Source organism: Haloterrigena sp. KLK7 (assembly GCF_037914945.1).
GTDB classification, from domain to species: domain Archaea; phylum Halobacteriota; class Halobacteria; order Halobacteriales; family Natrialbaceae; genus Haloterrigena; species Haloterrigena salinisoli.
In genome coordinates this window covers 1,055,363-1,071,395 of the sequence record NZ_CP149787.1, presented here as the reverse complement: position 1 = coordinate 1,071,395, position 16,033 = coordinate 1,055,363, and the positions used below count along the sequence as shown (strand labels likewise).

The 16,033-nt window shown below is 65.6% G+C and carries 18 protein-coding genes and 1 tRNA gene; 8 read left to right on the top strand and 11 right to left on the bottom strand.

Going from position 1 to position 16,033, the window contains the following annotated elements; all coding sequences use genetic code 11:
• Positions 1-65: 65 nt before the first annotated feature.
• From WD430_RS05265 to WD430_RS05250, 4 genes are read right to left on the bottom strand one after another with little or no spacing between them, the layout of a single operon-like run.
• Complete coding sequence (locus WD430_RS05265) at positions 66-281, bottom strand: CbaC protein (RefSeq protein WP_339104976.1); 216 nt, start codon at positions 279-281, stop codon at positions 66-68.
• Complete coding sequence (locus WD430_RS05260) at positions 282-2,033, bottom strand: b(o/a)3-type cytochrome-c oxidase subunit 1 (RefSeq protein WP_339104975.1); 1,752 nt, start codon at positions 2,031-2,033, stop codon at positions 282-284.
• The gene (locus WD430_RS05255) at positions 2,026-2,826 is read right to left on the bottom strand and encodes a cytochrome c oxidase subunit II (RefSeq protein ID WP_339104974.1); all 801 of its coding nucleotides are present in this window, start codon (positions 2,824-2,826) and stop codon (positions 2,026-2,028) included. The genes WD430_RS05260 and WD430_RS05255 overlap by 8 nt, the downstream gene beginning before the upstream one ends.
• Positions 2,823-3,059 carry a hypothetical protein gene (locus WD430_RS05250; RefSeq protein ID WP_339104973.1) on the bottom strand — a complete coding sequence of 79 codons (237 nt, stop codon included), beginning with the start codon at positions 3,057-3,059 and terminating at the stop codon, positions 2,823-2,825. The genes WD430_RS05255 and WD430_RS05250 overlap by 4 nt, the downstream gene beginning before the upstream one ends.
• A gap of 100 nt (positions 3,060-3,159) precedes the next feature.
• On the opposite strand from WD430_RS05250, the gene WD430_RS05245 reads away from it, so the two are divergent.
• The 3 genes from WD430_RS05245 to WD430_RS05235 are packed head-to-tail and all read left to right on the top strand — an operon-like array spanning position 3,160 to position 6,736.
• Positions 3,160-3,375, top strand: a complete 216-nt coding sequence (locus WD430_RS05245) for a cytochrome-ba3 oxidase subunit (RefSeq protein ID WP_339104972.1) — start codon at positions 3,160-3,162, stop codon at positions 3,373-3,375.
• Between the two features lie 14 nt (positions 3,376-3,389).
• Complete coding sequence (locus WD430_RS05240; RefSeq protein WP_339104971.1) at positions 3,390-4,265, top strand: sulfite exporter TauE/SafE family protein; 876 nt, start codon at positions 3,390-3,392, stop codon at positions 4,263-4,265.
• 2 nt (positions 4,266-4,267) lie between these two features.
• Positions 4,268-6,736, top strand: coding sequence for a cation-translocating P-type ATPase (locus WD430_RS05235; RefSeq protein ID WP_339104970.1), 2,469 nt, complete (start codon positions 4,268-4,270; stop codon positions 6,734-6,736).
• 21 nt (positions 6,737-6,757) lie between these two features.
• Here the strand turns inward: WD430_RS05235 and WD430_RS05230 are convergent, their stop codons facing one another.
• Positions 6,758-7,060 carry a CDGSH iron-sulfur domain-containing protein gene (locus WD430_RS05230; protein ID WP_339104969.1) on the bottom strand — a complete coding sequence of 101 codons (303 nt, stop codon included), beginning with the start codon at positions 7,058-7,060 and terminating at the stop codon, positions 6,758-6,760.
• 146 nt (positions 7,061-7,206) lie between these two features.
• Here WD430_RS05230 and WD430_RS05225 point away from each other — a divergent pair, with 146 nt between their 5' ends.
• On the top strand, positions 7,207-7,500 hold the full coding sequence (locus tag WD430_RS05225) for a hypothetical protein (RefSeq protein ID WP_339104968.1): 294 nt from the start codon (positions 7,207-7,209) through the stop codon (positions 7,498-7,500).
• A gap of 97 nt (positions 7,501-7,597) precedes the next feature.
• On the top strand, positions 7,598-8,203 hold the full coding sequence (locus WD430_RS05220; protein ID WP_339104967.1) for a class I SAM-dependent methyltransferase: 606 nt from the start codon (positions 7,598-7,600) through the stop codon (positions 8,201-8,203).
• Positions 8,204-8,220: 17 nt separating this feature from the next.
• Here WD430_RS05220 and WD430_RS05215 read toward each other — a convergent pair whose 3' ends face one another.
• Entirely contained in the window at positions 8,221-9,150 is a 930-nt protein-coding gene (locus WD430_RS05215) for an NAD(P)-dependent oxidoreductase (RefSeq protein WP_339104966.1), read from the bottom strand.
• 422 nt (positions 9,151-9,572) lie between these two features.
• Here WD430_RS05215 and WD430_RS05210 point away from each other — a divergent pair, with 422 nt between their 5' ends.
• A complete protein-coding gene (locus WD430_RS05210) occupies positions 9,573-10,196 on the top strand; it encodes a TasA family protein (RefSeq protein ID WP_339104965.1) in 624 nt (207 codons plus the stop codon).
• 6 nt (positions 10,197-10,202) lie between these two features.
• Positions 10,203-10,940, top strand: coding sequence for a TasA family protein (locus tag WD430_RS05205; RefSeq protein ID WP_339104964.1), 738 nt, complete (start codon positions 10,203-10,205; stop codon positions 10,938-10,940).
• A 511-nt stretch (positions 10,941-11,451) separates the two neighbouring features.
• On the opposite strand, the gene WD430_RS05200 is transcribed toward WD430_RS05205, so the two are convergent.
• The 5 genes from WD430_RS05200 to WD430_RS05180 all read right to left on the bottom strand — a co-directional run bounded on the left by WD430_RS05200 (position 11,452) and on the right by WD430_RS05180 (position 15,166).
• Positions 11,452-12,081 carry a signal peptidase I gene (locus WD430_RS05200; RefSeq protein ID WP_339104963.1) on the bottom strand — a complete coding sequence of 210 codons (630 nt, stop codon included), beginning with the start codon at positions 12,079-12,081 and terminating at the stop codon, positions 11,452-11,454.
• 10 nt (positions 12,082-12,091) lie between these two features.
• A complete protein-coding gene (locus WD430_RS05195; RefSeq protein ID WP_339104962.1) occupies positions 12,092-12,673 on the bottom strand; it encodes a hypothetical protein in 582 nt (193 codons plus the stop codon).
• 454 nt (positions 12,674-13,127) lie between these two features.
• Positions 13,128-13,955: a hypothetical protein gene (locus tag WD430_RS05190; protein WP_339104961.1), complete on the bottom strand. Its 828-nt coding sequence runs from the start codon at positions 13,953-13,955 to the stop codon at positions 13,128-13,130.
• 202 nt (positions 13,956-14,157) lie between these two features.
• Positions 14,158-14,229 (bottom strand) — tRNA-Thr (locus WD430_RS05185).
• A gap of 103 nt (positions 14,230-14,332) precedes the next feature.
• Positions 14,333-15,166 (bottom strand): hypothetical protein, encoded by an 834-nt coding sequence (locus tag WD430_RS05180; RefSeq protein WP_339104960.1) that lies wholly within the window; start codon positions 15,164-15,166, stop codon positions 14,333-14,335.
• A 61-nt stretch (positions 15,167-15,227) separates the two neighbouring features.
• Here WD430_RS05180 and WD430_RS05175 point away from each other — a divergent pair, with 61 nt between their 5' ends.
• Positions 15,228-15,938, top strand: a complete 711-nt coding sequence (locus WD430_RS05175) for an enoyl-CoA hydratase/isomerase family protein (protein WP_339104959.1) — start codon at positions 15,228-15,230, stop codon at positions 15,936-15,938.
• The last annotated feature ends 95 nt before the right edge of the window (positions 15,939-16,033 follow it).

The window sequence follows — 16,033 nt, the reverse complement described above, 5'->3', positions numbered from 1 at the left end:
CGCCCTTCTCTGAAAGGGAAACCGCAGCCCGACTCCCGGTTAGGGCGTCGGATCGCCGCCCTCGATCACTCGGGACCGGTGGGTTCGGATTCGGCGTTGCCGTTCCCGTCGGACGGCCACACCGCCCAGACGACGATCGCGAGGACGATCGCGACGGCGAGGGCGACCCCCTCGAGGACCGAGAGCTCGATGCCGAACCACGAGAGCGCGGTGCGGAGTTCGACGACGACCGGGATGACGATCGCCGTGACGACGAGTAGACCGGCCTTGGAGATGCGCATCTATGGGATCACCTCACGGACGGTCTCGAGGACGGCCGCGGTATCGGGGGCGAGCGTGAGCTGTCGCCCCTCGATGCCGGGGCCGAACAGGCCGCCGTTCTCGACGATGCTCGCGAGCGGGAGCGTGTACGCGAAGATCACGAGGACGATGGCGATGGCGGTCCAGAGCGTGAGGTTATCGAGGATCTCCGGCGCGTCCTCGGGCCCGGAGAGCGTTCCGGCGTAGGTGTTGTCCGGAATCGCGTCGCTGGTCCCGTTGAACGACGTCAGGACCATGTTCAGGAGGAACAGGGCCAGCGAGACGGTCAGGATCACGGCGCCGAGGGCGACCTGCGCGTTGATCTCGCCGACGGTCCCGGCCGCGGGTTCGAACTCGAAGCCGCTGTACTGGGGCTCGGCGGTCCGGCGGGGCATCCCGAACAGCCCCGAGCGGTGCATCGCGTTCGACATGAACGTCATGCCGATGAACCACAGCAGGACCTGCCCCAGCGCGACGGAGCGGTTCCACAGCGCCTTGCCGGTCACCTGCGGGATGAACCAGTAGGCGGCCGCCATGAACGTCAGCGCGACGGCGGTGCCGACGGTGAGGTGGAAGTGGCCGACGACCCACCAGGTGTTGTGGACGAGGTAGTTGATGTTCATCCCCGCGTTGATCATGCCGGAGAAGCCGGCCGCGGCGAACATCAGGCCCGCGAGCGCCATGCCGGTGAAGACCGGATCGCGCCACGGCAGGGCTCTGAGCCAGCCGAGATAGCCCTCGCCGCCGCGCTGGCGCGCGCCGTGTTCCATGCTCGCGACGACGGTGAACGCGGTCAGCAGGCTCGGCAGCAACAGGAACATCGTGTTCGTCATCGCGATGAACTTGTAGCCTTCCGCGATGCCGGGATCCAGATACTGGTGGTGGATGCCCAGCGGGGTCGAGAGCAGCAGGAACAACACGAAGACGACGCGTGCGAGCGGATCGCTGAACAGCTTCCCGCCGGAGAACTTCGGCAGCATGATGTACCACATCACGTACGTCGGCATCAGCCAGAAGTAGACGACGGCGTGGCCGAAGTACCAGAACAGCGTCCGGGTCAGCAGCGGGTTGACGGAGTCGACGAGCCCCAGCGACCACGGCAGCAGGAAGACGAGGATCGACAGCGCGACGCCGAACGTACAGATGTACCAGAACAGCGTCGTCGTCAACACCATGAACGTCGGCAGCGGGATCCGCGCGTCCGGATTCTCGTCACGCCAGGCCCACCACGTCCGGAACCAGTCGACGCCGGCGAGCCAGGAGCCGACGACGAACAGCACCAGTCCGACGTAGAAGAAGGGGTGGGCCTGCAGCGGCGCGTAGAACGTGAAGAGGACGTCCGCGTTCAGCGGCGCGCCGAGGATCTCCGGCGCGTCCTCGAGGAAGCCGGCGAAGATCGTGACGCCGACCAGTACCGTGCCGACCACCATCATCGCGTACCACGACCAGGTGAAACGGGTGTCGACGACGCCCCGCTCGAGGCTGGTCGTCACCGCCCAGGTGAAGATGCCCACGAGGAAGAAGATCGTGAACGTGATCGCCAACAGGACGCCGTGGGCCGTCAACACGGTGTAGTAGTCCGCCGAATCGATGAACCGGACGACGTCCGTCCGGTGGAGCGCTTGCACGAGTCCGAGGAGGCCGCCGATGGCCAGCGCGATGAAGGAACTCCAGAAGGCGGCCTTGATCACCTTCGCCTCCGCCGGGAACTGATCGACGTAGGCGTTACGCATCGCCGTCACCTCCGTCGGAGCCGCCGTTGCCGTCCGCGACGGTGAGCGTGCCGCTCTCCTCCTCGCCGTCGACGGTCACCGTCCAGTCGTGGTCGCCCGCGCCCAGTTCGTCGGCGTCGACCGCGAACTCGACGGACTGGCTGCCGGCGCCCTCGATCGCGACGTCTTCTTCGTACTGCTGGTCGCCGATCTCGAGGGTCGCGGTCGTCTCGAGGTCGGTCTGCATTCCGTCGCTGACGGTCGCGTTGATCGTCGTTTCGTTGCCCGCGTCGACCTCGTCGGGGGCCTCGACGTCCAGTTCGGTCATCTCGAACTCGTCTTCGGGAACGACGTTCAGCTTGCCCTCCATGTTGTGGTGGCCCTGGCCGCAGTACTCGTTACAGAGGATGCCGTACTCGCCCGGGTCGTCGAACTCGACGGTCATCTCCGAGACCTCGCCGGGGATGACCATCGTGTTGATGTTCGTCCCGACCACGGAGAAGCTGTGAGTCACGTCCCGGCTCGTGACGTAGAACGTCACCTCGCTGTTGGCCGGCACCTCGATCTCGCCCGGCGAGTACGACCACGCCTGCGCGACGACGTCGACCTCGTACTCGTTGCCGCCGACGTGCGTGACGCCGGTCTCGCCGAACCGCTCGTGGTCGTTGATCGCGTCGGGGTCGATCGAGCCGCCGTCGTCGCTGACCATCGTGACGCCGGGCCCGACGGCGCCGTACGTGATCGTCGCGATGAAGCCGACGATCAACACCATCGCCGCGGCCAGCCAGAGCTTCTCGTAGGTGTGGATGTTCATGCCAGCCCCACCACCGGCATGAGCGCCCCCACGACGGTCGGCCCGTTGCCGAGGAACTCGACGAAGTACATGAACAGCCACAGCAGTACCAGTATCGCGAAGTAGATCGCGATCAGGATCAGCGTCCCGATCGGATCGTACTCGTCGTGACCGATCGTGCGAACCGGGCCGGTCTCCCCAGACGCAGTTTCGCCGGCCTGATCGGTCGTCCGTTGTTCTGTTGCCGAACTCATACGGGTGGATAGGGAAGAGCGAGAACTTACGACCGATCGTAATTCCCGACCGATGGGAACTTCTCGAGGTATTAACTCGTTGACCGCCCGAGAGACGGCTATGACGCTCGAGACTGTCACGCCGCGGTACGCGGCTGCCATCGGACTGCTCGCGGTCGTTCCGGTCCTCGTCTACGGAGTCACGAACTCGGGGGTCGCCGGCCTCGTCAGCGCGGTCAACGTCGCACTGATCGTCGGCTCGCTGTACCTCGCGATGTCGCCGGTCGAGGGGGCACACGGCGACCACTCCGGAAACGGGAACGGAACCGCCCGTTGACGACCGCCGTTCCGATGACCGCCGTGGCACTCGCACCGTCCCCGTCCGCTGTCGTCGCTTTTCCCGGACTCGACCGGCTCGTCGCCGACGCGACGCTCGCGAGCACCGCCGGTCCGGGGCTCGGACTCGAGCACGCGGACCTGGTCGTCCTCTTCGTCGTCGGACTGCTGGCCGGCGCCCACTGTCTGGGGATGTGCGGGCCGCTGGTGACGACCTACGCCGATCGGGTCGGCGCCGCCAGCGACAAGCGCCGCGACGACGCGCTCACCGGCTACGAGGTGCGCCAGCACGCGCTGTTCAACCTCGGTCGGACGGCGAGCTACGCGGCGATCGGGGGCCTCTTCGGCCTCCTCGGTGCGGCGACGGTCGCCTCGAGCGAGGCCGTCGCCGCGGTCGGCGACTCCGTCAGGGGCGCGACGGGCGTCCTCGTCGGGATCGCCATCATCGCGAGCGGCCTCTACTACGTCCGCGGGCGGACGGCCGTCCCCGGTCACGATCTCCCCATCGTCGGGACGCTGTTCCGTCGGCTCTCGGGGCTGCTCTCGAGTCGGGTCGACCGGCTCGCGACGTCGCCGGGGATCGCGGCGCTCGGTGCCGTCCACGGACTCATGCCGTGTCCGATCATCTATCCGGCGTACCTCTACGCGTTCGCGGTCGGCTCGCCGACGCGCGGGGCGCTCTCGCTGGCCGTCCTCGGGCTCGGAACGATCCCGACGCTGTTCGCCTACGGGACCGTCCTGACCGCCCTCGAGTCCGCGACGCGCGTCCGGCTCCACCGGGGGCTCGGCGTCGCCTTCGTCGTCCTCGGCTACGTCCCCCTCTCGCACGGGCTGATGCTGTACGGGATCCACCTCCCGCACCTGCCGTTGCCGTTCGCACCCCCGTTCTAACGATGCGCACGAACTCACGACCGTCCGCGAGATCGCCCGCCTCGTCGACAGCCGACGGGGCTGACAGCTGCGACCTCTGTGACCTGCCGCTCCCGTCGGCGCCGATCACCGATCCCGACGTCGGCGGCGCCTACTGCTGTCGGGGCTGTCTCGAGGTCTCGCGGACGCTCGAGCGGACCGCCGACGGACCCGACGAGTCGGCGGTTCGATCGCGGCTGGACGGGTCGAGCGCGGCGGACGAGCGCGACCTCGACGACCTCGACGGCGAGGACGCCTTCCTCGCGGTCGACGGGATGCACTGTTCGACCTGCGAGGCCTTCCTCGAGTCGGTCGCCGAGGGCGAGGCGGGCGTGCTCGGTGCGACGGCGAGCTACGCGACCGACACGATCCGGATCGTCTACGATCCCGACCGGCTCGCGGCCGACGACCTCCCCGAGATCGTCTCGGGATACGGCTACACCGCGACCGACCGATCGGCTGCTGACGGCGACGCGGGCTCCGACGACGGGATCGCTCGGCTGCTGCTCGGCGGCTTCTTCGGCATGATGGTCATGGTGTGGTACGTCCTCTTTCTCTACCCGACCTACTTCGACCTCGATCCGGTCGTCGCCTTCGGCGGCTACGAGCTCGCCTTTCTGTCCGCGAACATCTGGGCGTTCACGTCGTTCATCCTCTTCTACACCGGGTATCCGATCCTCCGGGGCGCGTACGTCAGCCTCCGGGCGGGCCGGCCGAACATGGACCTGCTCGTCGCGACGGCCGCGCTCGGCTCGTACGGTTACAGCGCGGTCGCGATCCTCCTCGGGGAGAGCCACCTCTACTTCGACGTCACCGTCGCCGTCGTCCTCGTCGTCACGGCGGGCACCCACTACGAGCGGGCGGTCAAGCGCCGCGCGACGGGGCTGCTCTCGGAACTGACCGAACGGCAGGTCGACGAGGCCCGCCTCGAGAGCGGCGAGACGGTTCCGCTCGAGGCCGTCGACCCCGGAGACCGACTGCTCGTCCGCCCCGGCGAGCGGGTTCCCCTCGACGGCGAGATCGTCGAGGGGACCGCCGCCGTCGACGAGTCGCTGGTCACCGGCGAGTCCCTCCCGGTCCGGAAGGCCCCCGGCGACGAACTCCGCGGCGGCACCGTCGTCACCGACGCGCCGATCGTCCTCGCGGTCGGCGACGAGGCCGAGAGCACCCTCGATCGGCTCGTCTCCCTGCTCTGGTCGATCCAGAGCTCGCGGCCCGGCGTCCAGCGGCTCGCGGACAAGCTCGCGACGGTGTTCGTCCCGCTTGTCGTCGCCCTCGCCACTGGGACGGTCGCCGTCTCGCTCGCGACCGGCTCGAGCCCGTCGACCGCCCTCCTGATCGGGCTGACAGTCGTCATCGTCTCCTGTCCCTGCGCGCTCGGGCTGGCGACGCCGCTGGCGATCGCCGCGGGCGTCCAGGCCGCCGCGAAGCGCGGGATCGTCGTCGCCGCGGAGACGATCTTCGAGGACGCGCCGGACGTCGACGTCGTCGTGCTGGACAAGACGGGAACGCTGACGACCGGGGAAATGGCCGTCGAGGACGTCCACGTCGTCGACGGGACCGACTCGGACGAACTCCTCCGCCGGGCCGGCGCGGTCGAATCACTATCGGAGCACCCGATCGCCGCCGCCGTCGTCGAGGCGGCGCCCGTCGCCGCGGCCGACGGCGGTGGTCTCGAGGCCGAAAATGACGATGGTACCGTGGCCGGCGCCGACGGCTCCACAGCTGTTGACTCGTTCGAGCGAGCCGACCGCGGCGTCAGCGGCGTCGTCGACGGCGCTCGCGTCGTCGTCGGCCACCCCGACTTCTGCCGCGAGCGCGGGCTGTCGGTTCCCGACGCCCTCGAGTCCCCGATCGACGAGGCCCGCGCGGCCGGTCGCGTCCCGGTAGCCGTCGGCTGGAACGGCCGGGTTCACGGCGTCGTCGCGGTCGGCGACTCGGAACGCGAGGAACTGGATGCAGCGCTCGAGACGCTCTCGGTGGGTCGCGAGATCGTCGTCCTCACCGGCGACGAGGGGCCGGCCGCCGAGCGGTTCCGCGCGGTCGACGGCGTCGACGAGGTCTTCGCGGGCGTCCCGCCGGAGGCGAAAGCCGAGACCGTCGACCGCCTCCGCGCGCGGGGGACGGTCGCGATGGTCGGCGACGGGAGCAACGACGCGCCCGCGCTGGCCGCCGCCGACGTCGGCATCGCGATGGGCGGCGGGACGCAACTCGCGACCGACGCGGCCGACGCGGTGATCGTCGGCGACGACCTCGAGGCGGTCGGCGAGACGCTCGCGATCGCCGCGAGCACGCACCGGCGCATCCGACAGAACCTCGGCTGGGCGTTCTGCTACAACGCGGTGGCGATCCCGCTGGCGGTCGCCGGCCTGCTGAACCCCCTCTTCGCCGCCGTCGCGATGGCCGCGAGCAGCCTGCTGGTCGTGCTCAACTCCTCGCGTTCGATGCGGTAACGGTAACTCCGGTAGCGCCGCTTATTCGGCGCTGCCGTCGTCATCGGCATCGGAACCGCTTCCGCTGTCCTCGGTGCTCCCGTCGCTGTCGGCGGCCGACTCGTCTTCAGTTACGACTCGTTCGACGACTCGGCGCTCGCCGTCCTCGTAGACGTAGGTCTCGTCCGGGTCCTCGTCGCGGGTCCGTCGGTGGCTCCCGTCGCAGAACGGAAACGACTCCGACAGGCCGCACCGACAGACCGCGACGTCTCCCTTCTCGTCGTCGATATCCGACGGGTCGAGCTTTCGCGGTCCCGTCTCCTCGAGTTCGACCAATCGCGTCATGGCCGTCGGTTCGGGACCGCCGTGCAAAAGATTCGGTGTCCGCGCGTCGGTCCGATTCGCCTCGAGACCGCGGCTACGGCCGGCCGCATTCGTCGTGAACGCAAGCTACTTGGTTCCCGTTCGTAATTTTCGACGTACGGACCACTATGAGTTTCCACGACGCAGGAACGTCGATCGCCATCACGCTCGCCGTCGTCAAGACCCTCATCCTGCTCGTGGGCAGTCTCATCACGTTTCTCGCGTTCAAAGCGTACCGCCGGACGCGCCAGCGCGCGCTCCGTCTTCTCGCCGTCGGATTCGGCCTCGTGACGCTGGGGCTCGTACTGGCCGGCCTGCTGTACGAGATCCTCGGCGTCTCGTTGATGACGGGCATCCTGCTCGAGAGCCTCCTCATGCTCGCCGGCTTCGTCATTATCGCCTACTCCCTGTACGTGACGTAGACGGCGGTGGAACGGACGCGCTATCGTGTCGACGCCCGCTGACGATCGGTGACTCTCACGGGAAGACTAAGGGGACTGCATCCCGCGAGTACGAGCCGTGACTGAAGACCCCGATACCGGGTCGGACGCGTCCCACTCTCGAGGCGACGCCGCCGAACCGGACGGGCTCGCACCGGTCGTCAGCACGGTCGTCGAGGCCCTGTCGCCCGGACGGGCGTTCGACGTCGCCACCGGAACCGGCCGGAACGCCCTCGCCCTCGCGGACCGCGGCTGGACCGTCGACGCCGTCGACCTCTCGAGCGCGAAGCTCTCGCGGGCCCGCGATCGCGAGCGGGCGGCCGGGTTCGAATCGACCGTCAACTGGATTCTCGCCGACATCGACAGCTACTGCGTCCCCGAGGGGCGCTACGACCTCGTGACGGTGAGTTTCTTCGACGCGCGCGACCGACTACCGGCGCTGATCGACGCCCTCGCGCCCGGCGGCGTCCTCTGTTACGAACACTACCTCGCGTCGCCGGCGGACGACTTCGGACCGGGCGATCGGTTTCGGTTCGATGCAAACGAACTCCTGACGGCGTGTTCTGACCTCGCGATCCTCTACTACGCCGAACACCGGGTCGGCGACGAGCCGCGCGTCACGCTGGTCGCCCGGAACGAGACGGACGTTCCGCGGTGGCGTCCCCGGTTCCCGTCTCCTCGATAACCGGCTCGCAGCGGGGCTCAGAGCCACGTCGGTCCCGAGACGTCCTCGTCGGACCCCTCGTGCCACGTGTGGGCTGGCGTCCAGCCGAGCACCTCGGCGGCCTTCGCGTTCGACAGCGCCGACTCCTTGCCCTCGAGGTCGACCTCGCCGGGAATCGATCCGCAGACCGTCTCGACGAGTTCCGCGGTCGGCCGCCCGAGGTAGTTCTCGTCGGCGACACAGAGGAACTCCTCGTGACCCTCGAGGTCGGCCGCCAGCGCCGCTTCGACCATCCGGGCGACGTCGCGTACGTCGACGTAGGACGCGAAGTTCCCGGTCGGTTCCTCGCTCGAGAGGTCCGAGCCGTCCTCGGGCGGGCGCGCTCGCTCCTTCGTCGGCGAAAAGATCGTCGCCGGCCGGATCGTCGTCACCGAGATGTCGTACCGACGGGCGATCGATTTCGCGATCTCCTCGCCGCAGACCTTCGAGAGGCCGTAGGCGTCCTCGGGTCGGCGGTCGTGGGCCTCGTCGATCGGCAGGTAGTCCGGCGTCCACGTCGACTCCGCGAACAGCGCGCCGTAGGTCGCCTGCGACGACGACCAGACGACGTCGATCCCCTCGCGTCCGGTCGCCTGCAGGACGTTGTACGCGCTCGTGACGTTGTTCTCGAAGAGCCGCGTCGACGGGTTCTCGAGCGGATCCGAGAGGGCCGCCAGGTGGACGACGGCGTCGGGGTCGACCTCGTGAATCGTCTCCCACGTGTCGACGCCCTCGGTCAGGTCAACGGCGCGGAAGTCGACGTTCGCGCGCACGCCGTCGGGCCGCTCGAGATCGATCCCGACGACGTCGACGCCTCGGTCCGCCAGTCGGTCGACGACCCACGACCCGACGTCCCCGGTCGCCCCCGTGACGATCGCGGTCTCGACATCGTACTCGAACTCCGCCGTCGATAGTTCGGTTTCGGCCATACCGGTCGTCCAACGGTCACCCACTAAACCGTGGTTCCGAACTGCACCTCGAGAAGGGCAGCGGCGACTCGAGTTCCTGACCGAAGAGCAGCTACGCGGCTCGAGCAAAATGGACGGAGTGATTGCCTGATCGGCCTCGTCCGTATGGCACCCGAATCGGTAGACGCCACATACCCGGAAATAGACGGTCTCTCAGCGAAAATAGACGGCGTATATTCCTCGGTTCCAGTTCACAACCATCGCTTTATCGAGCTTATACGACCTCTCCGACGATGTGAGGGTGTTTCTATGTTCTTGTCACCCTGTGTATATATAGTGTGGACTGTGCCGTAGCCATTTTTGCAGTCGCCCCGGGCGTTCGGGGGTCGGCCGGTGGGGTCGACCTCTCGAGCGCGACGGGGTGACGACGGAGAATACCAACTATGTCCGACAACACGTTCGACATTTCGCGGCGCAAAGTGCTCGGAAGTATCGGTCTCATCGGCGCTGGCAGCGCAGCTGCCGGTGCGGGGACGATGGCGTACTTCAGCGACACCGAAGAGAGTACGGGGAACACTGTGTCCGCGGGGACGCTCGATCTCGAGCTGTCCACGCAGGCGAATGCTCCCATTTCGGTTCCCGACGCAAAACCAGGAGACACCGGAAACGCTGTCTGGCAGCTCAACAACGCAGGATCCATCGATGGGGGCGACATTGAACTTGATGTCATCAATGTTGTGAGCCTTGAAAACGGGTATGAGGACCCGGAACCCGTGGATGATGACGGTGACGGTGAACTTGACGACTACCTCAAGGTTGAGGTCGGTATCGATCCCGACTACGCTAATGATACGGATCTCGGTGATGGCGACGAAAACGATGTCCTGAGCAAGGCCAATATCCATACGGTGGCCAGCAACGGACCACAAAGCGCCGAAGAAGGCCTCTCGACGTCAGAGACTAAGTACCTCTATGTCAAGTGGGAGTTCCCGAACAATGGGAACCAGAACGACGCACAGGGTGACCAAGTCACCTTTGACGTCGAAGTCGCGCTAAAACAGAACTGACACGTCATGGACGACAGCGAATCGCAACTCGAATTAACTCGCCGACGTTTCTTCGAGGGTCTCTCAGCTGTAGGTCTCGCTGCTGGCGGTGTAGGCGCTGGAACATGGGCATACTTCAGTGACTCAGAGACAAGTGCTAGAAACGAAGTAACTGCAGGCACTCTTGACCTCGGTATTACGAACGGTGGATCGATAGAGTGGCTCATACAGGGTGGCGCGCCAGGTGGTTCGAACGCGTGGGACGATCAAGACGTTCAGCTGTTCAACAGTGGCACGGTTGATGGCTCTCACGTTAAACTGGACTTCGAGAATAACACATATGAGGACGATAACGGTGATCGCGATGATGGAACCTCATCCGGTCCAGAAAGTGATCCGACTGATGGAGCCGACGGTATGACTGAGTACGTGAAGGTAGAAAAGTTGGGATACGATGACACGGACGGCAATACTGTCTTGACACTAGTCAACGACGGTGAATCAGTGAGTAATAGCGATCATCCCGATATTCGAGACACGAACGGTAACGGCTACATCGATCTCGATGACTTGGCTGCAGCAGAAAACGAAGACGCGCTAGATGACCTCACACCAGTCCCTCCGAAAGGCGGATCCGCCGATGATAAGGACACTCAAACGACCGTGACGATCGAGGTCGCACTCGCAGCGGAAATACCGAATGACTATCAGGGAGACGTAGTTAAGACGAACGTGACGTTCTCTCTACGTCAGGGTTCCAGTTAACTCACTGGCAGTCACCCTGCTTCTCTTGAACACTACTAGAGTGGATACTGAATATAGCTAGCAATTCTTCCCATAGTAATACCTCAAAGGAGAGGATCAGAGAAGACGATTACAATAACTTATTCTATATCTATTAACCAACTGTATCTTTGGTACTAGAACAGATCCTGTAATGATTATCCCATTGGATCTACTTCGTGTCTTCCTCAGATTATTTTATCCATTCGATTCATTGTCGCTGCTTTGATCGTGGCCGCCATTATTCATTCCATTGAGGACAGTTTGGTTTTCAGATCCCTTTTGATCAATCTCAACTGTCTGTGTTCCGTTACTACTGTTCGCCGACTCACTTCCATAGATTTCGGATTCGATTTCATTGTTGTTCACCCTTTCTTCATCGAGAAAAGTTCCCGTTGTCGTTGATACTGTCGCACTCGTCAGAGCGAGCGTGATCGTCACTATTAGGATCGCGAATCGTGTTTGATGGTTCAATTTCATTCGTGGCTTTCGCTCAATCGTCTTCCGTCGGTTCCGGTCTACTGTGCTTCGTCGCCCGTTCACTGACCTCATCGTCATCGGTTTTTCCGGAATCGGTCGGACTGTCGTCGTTGGTAGTCTTCCACGCACGATACAGCTCCCATACCTCGGAAACGGCCAGCAGCGTTCCCGGGACGATCAGCAGCAGGGCGATCCCGAGCCTCGAGCCGGCAAACAGGACGACGTGCCCGATATACGGCAGTGTATGTGCGTGTCGGCCCTCAACAGCGCTGGCTGACACGAGGTCGCTATCGGGTTCTTCGTTCGCGTCGCCTTTCGTCCGGAACTGGCGCTCGCCGTCCCGTTCGACGACGTCGACCACGCGGTGGGTCGTCCGTTCCCCACTGCCGTCCGCATAGGTGATCACATCGCCTTCCTCGATGTTCTCGGGACCGACGTCCTCGACGAGGATTACGTCGCCCGATTCGAACGTCGGGCTCATGCTGTCGGACAGCACGACGTGGCTCTCGCTCGCGCCCGCGAGTTGCGGGACGCCTACGATGAGAAACGGCGTGACGATCCCGATTAGTAGACAAACGCCGATGATGTTACCGAGCGTTCTCCGATTCCAACGGCTCTCTCGTGTGGATTCGTCCGTTCCCATATCGGTCACCTCACGCTGGCGGCTCCCCGTCCGAACCGAGGCGGTTCCGTCGTTCGTGATATCGATGCGCGACCGCTGAGACCGTAAACAGGAGCGTCACGAGCGCGGCGATACCGATCCCGGAGAGCGCCGAGAACGGGAAGATGCCGATCCCGAAAAGCCCTACCACGCTGGCACAGATTCCTCCGAGCCCGAGGTAGTACGTGCTCCACGGAATCTCGTCGTGCGGGACGACCTCCAGATACACCTCGAGTTCCGACGCGTCGTCTGTCAACGCGATCGTGCCGGCCGACGCGTCGAATTCGACGACGCCGTTCTCGTCTAACTTCGGCAGATGAGACTGCCGAAGGGCCGTATAGACCCGCATTCGTTGCTTGTGCGTGACGGCGTCTGGATCGACGTCGTTCTCCCAGGCAGCGAGCTGCTTCGACAGCTCGTGGAGCGTCACCGCTCGGCCTTCCTGTCTGAGATAGTGGAGAATGTATCGTCGCCGCCGACAGCTCAACATGGTAAACGCTACCTCCTGCGTCAGCCCGTCGGTCGCGTCGTCGGACTCCTCGAGGGACGTCTGTCCCACCGATTCGACGCTCATTTGGACCCCCACCGTGAGTGACGGCCCCACCTGTTCCCTCCCGTTCTCGATTGGTATCGCTGTGTCATCTGGCACCCAGAACAGAGCTATAATAGTGACAGAAATAGTTATTCTCCGTACGTATTCTCCGGAGACATCTTCTAGAACGCGTTAGTTTCCAGCTAGAACTACCGGGTATGGTTGACGGCGAGATTCTTACCGGGATTTCGATGTGAAGCGATCATTTCAATCTATGTATATATACGATATACGAACGTCCGAGTACCGTCACATATTATCCGCTTACCGTCTCGCCAGTAGATGAGAATCGACGATAGAAACGCTGAAGACGTCTTATTCGGCGCCGTTCTGGTTCGACGTTCGAGCGCGTAGCGGTCCGGTCACCGATCGAGAGATCGCCTCCGAATCGGGGCTCGCGTCGCCGTGAGCGACGAGCGAACGGTTTCCGTCGGCGTCAGAAATCGTTCTCGTCCTCGCGGTCCGTTTCGCCGTCCGTTGTCGGCGAGCGATCGTCGCTCAGCTCGCCTTCAGTATCGCCCGAATCGGCGTTCGAACCGGCGAGACCGCCTCGCGGCGGGGCCTCTTCCGACATCGGTTCGGGATCGGTCCCCTCGAGCGAGGGGTAGGCCTGCTCGGGATCGGGACCCGTCGCCTCGCTGGCTTCGTCGGCCATCGCGGCCGTCGAGAGGTCGACTTCGACGTGGTCGTCGGGCGTCGACGGATCCTCGGTGTCCGGCCGCCGCGGGTCCTCCTCGTCCGCGTCCTCGAGGCGCGGCTTCGGCGACGCGTTCTCGTTCCGCGCGGTCGCGAACCGGACCTCGCCCTCGTCGGGATCGGTTTCGGTCTCGACGTCGGGCTCCCCCGAGACGCCGCGGGGGTTCGTCTCGGACTCGTGGCGCACGTCGGACCGCTCGCGGTGGGCTCGAGCGTCGTCCGAGAGCTCACCCGCGTCGTCACCGATCCCGATCGATTCGGTTTCGGCGTACTCGCCCGACTCGTCGCCCGCCGTTTCGGCCGTGTCGTCGCTCGAGCGCCGCTGCCGGAGCCCGGCCCCGAGGAGGGCGCCCCCGGCGAACGCACGGAGGCCGGCGCGGCGTCGGCTCCGTCCCGCCGTCCGGATCGCATCGACGAGCAGGGCGGCGCCGGACAGGATCGGGAGCGTGCCGTCCCGTACTCGGGAGCCGATGGTCGACGGGATTCCGCTCCCCTCGGACTGCGTGTCGGTTTCGTCGGTTCCGTACGTCGCCTCGAGGTCGGCCGTGTCGGTGCTGTGAGAGGACATGATGAATCGTGCTGAGAGTCGTCCGCACTGGCCGTTCGGTCCGTACGGGCCGTCGTACACTCTCGCCACGGTTGAATCCCCGCCCCGCCACTGCTACCAGGGCCGAATGCGGAACCGACGTCCCGACGGTCGCGCCCCTCTCGGGGTGGACTCGTGTATTCAGTACGTAGCACTGACGCTATGAGTGTGAGTTCGTGAGAAGAGCCTAGGCCGGGATTTGAACCCGGGCTCTCGTCCTTACCAAGGACGCGCTTTACCGCTAAGCTACCCAGGCGCGCATCCTTTCGTTGTCGGGAGTACTCTTTAGGGCTTTCGATTCCACCGGGCCGTGCGGCGGTGTATCGCGGTGCCGTCCTGCAGTGTCGAGCCCGCTCTCCTCAGGGATCGGTCGCCGACGTCGCCCGATCGGTCGTCGGGTCCTCGAGCGACTGCTCGGAGGGCATCGGCTCGAGGTCGGCGAGACAGTCCGCGGCCGGCGGAAAGGAGGGGCCGACGGCGTCGGCGAGTCCTTCGGCAGTGGCGAGCAGCCGCTGGGACGGTGCATCGCCGACGGCCGCGGCGCCCGTGCGGACCGCGAGCTCGAGGATATCGCGCTCGAGATTGGCGTCGATCGCCGTCGCCTCGTCGCCGTCGGAGCGCGCCTCTCTGTCCGCGTCGGTGGCCGCCGCGCTCGAGCCGTCGGCGACCGCGTCGCGACGAGTCTGATCGCGTCCGAACTTCTGGACGGTCCGGACCGCCTTGCCGGCGGCGTCGGTGCGAGCCAGCAGGTAGAATCCGCGGGCAACGAGGATGTCGGCAGCGAGGATCGCGAGGTCGCTGTCGTCGTCACCCTCCCCATCGGTAGCCCAGGGTTCGTCGTGGGCGAGCGACCGCGTCAGTCGCAGCCCCTCGTAGATGAGCTGGACGCCGGCCGCCTGCGTGGCGATCCCGTCGGAATCGGGGGCTCCGTCGCGGTCGCGGCCACGGCCGCGGCGCCGGGTGCGGCTCTGGTCGGTCTCTCGATCCGTATCGGACTCCCCTCCTCGCTCCCGCTCGGACTCGGCGACGGCACGGCCGTCGGCTGCTGTCGTCGCGGCGCTCTCGAGTGTCAACACGCCGGGAACCATCGATGCCTCGGTGAGGGTGGTCTCGATGCGGTCGTGCAGCGCCGGCGGCTCCACGTCCGCGACGGCTTCGTAGGCGGCACGCCGACAGCTGTCGGCTCGATCCATTGATAGCGGCTTACGACGGGGGAGCCAAAGACCTTTGGAAACGTCCGGTAGACTCGCGTACATGATCGATGTGGACAGTGACGCCGACCGATCGATTCGCACCGTAACGATCGACCGCCCCGACGCGCGCAACGCCCTGACCGTCGCGGGACTCGAGGCGCTCGAAACGGCCGTCGCGGACGCCAAAGAGCCGGTGATCTACCTCCGCGGACGCGGCGAGGCCTTCTCCGCGGGCGCGGACCTCGCGGCGGTCGCCGATCTCGACGGCGACAGCGAGCGGGCCGTCGAGTTCGCCCGCCTGGGCCAGCGGGTCGCCCGGACGATCGAGGACTCGCCGTCGGTCGTCGTCGCCGGCGTCGACGGCCCCGCCCGCGGCGGCGGCCTCGAGCTCGCGCTGGCCTGCGACGTCCGCGTCGGGACGCCCGACTCGACCTACGGCGAGCCCGGGGTCACGTTCGGTCTGTTCGGCGCCTGGGGCGGCACCGTCCGGCTGCCCCGCGTGCTCGGCGAGGGCGACGCCCTCGAGTTCGCGCTCTCGGGGCGGGCCGTCGACGCCGAGGCGGCGCTGCGGATGGGCCTGATCTCGCGGATCGACGAGAATCCGCGGACGGTCGCCGAGGAAATCGCCGGGAACGCGCCCGACGCGCTCGCCGCCCTCAAACGACGCGTCCGAGACGATAGCGAGCGCGCGACGCAGGAACGTCGCGAGGCTCGGGCCTTCGGCGACCTCGTCGCGGCCCACGCGGACGATATCGATGCCGTCCTCGAGTAGCCGCCGTCCTCGAGTAGCGATCGACGGACGAGACGACGAGACCGCGAGAACTATAGTTCCAGAAATGTTTTTCCCGTTTCACGATGAGGGACGAT

Bases quoted from the DNA above. Each gene is read 5' to 3' on its own strand.
- WD430_RS05265 (WP_339104976.1), bottom strand. From the start codon at position 281: ATGCGCATCTCCAAGGCCGGTCTACTCGTCGTCACGGCGATCGTCATC.
- WD430_RS05260 (WP_339104975.1), bottom strand. From the start codon at position 2,033: ATGCGTAACGCCTACGTCGATCAGTTCCCGGCGGAGGCGAAGGTGATC.
- WD430_RS05255 (WP_339104974.1), bottom strand. From the start codon at position 2,826: ATGAACATCCACACCTACGAGAAGCTCTGGCTGGCCGCGGCGATGGTG.
- WD430_RS05250 (WP_339104973.1), bottom strand. From the start codon at position 3,059: ATGAGTTCGGCAACAGAACAACGGACGACCGATCAGGCCGGCGAAACT.
- WD430_RS05245 (WP_339104972.1), top strand. From the start codon at position 3,160: ATGACGCTCGAGACTGTCACGCCGCGGTACGCGGCTGCCATCGGACTG.
- WD430_RS05240 (WP_339104971.1), top strand. From the start codon at position 3,390: ATGACCGCCGTGGCACTCGCACCGTCCCCGTCCGCTGTCGTCGCTTTT.
- WD430_RS05235 (WP_339104970.1), top strand. From the start codon at position 4,268: ATGCGCACGAACTCACGACCGTCCGCGAGATCGCCCGCCTCGTCGACA.
- WD430_RS05230 (WP_339104969.1), bottom strand. From the start codon at position 7,060: ATGACGCGATTGGTCGAACTCGAGGAGACGGGACCGCGAAAGCTCGAC.
- WD430_RS05225 (WP_339104968.1), top strand. From the start codon at position 7,207: ATGAGTTTCCACGACGCAGGAACGTCGATCGCCATCACGCTCGCCGTC.
- WD430_RS05215 (WP_339104966.1), bottom strand. From the start codon at position 9,150: ATGGCCGAAACCGAACTATCGACGGCGGAGTTCGAGTACGATGTCGAG.
- WD430_RS05210 (WP_339104965.1), top strand. From the start codon at position 9,573: ATGTCCGACAACACGTTCGACATTTCGCGGCGCAAAGTGCTCGGAAGT.
- WD430_RS05205 (WP_339104964.1), top strand. From the start codon at position 10,203: ATGGACGACAGCGAATCGCAACTCGAATTAACTCGCCGACGTTTCTTC.
- WD430_RS05200 (WP_339104963.1), bottom strand. From the start codon at position 12,081: ATGGGAACGGACGAATCCACACGAGAGAGCCGTTGGAATCGGAGAACG.
- WD430_RS05195 (WP_339104962.1), bottom strand. From the start codon at position 12,673: ATGAGCGTCGAATCGGTGGGACAGACGTCCCTCGAGGAGTCCGACGAC.
- WD430_RS05190 (WP_339104961.1), bottom strand. From the start codon at position 13,955: ATGTCCTCTCACAGCACCGACACGGCCGACCTCGAGGCGACGTACGGA.
- WD430_RS05180 (WP_339104960.1), bottom strand. From the start codon at position 15,166: ATGGATCGAGCCGACAGCTGTCGGCGTGCCGCCTACGAAGCCGTCGCG.
- WD430_RS05175 (WP_339104959.1), top strand. From the start codon at position 15,228: ATGATCGATGTGGACAGTGACGCCGACCGATCGATTCGCACCGTAACG.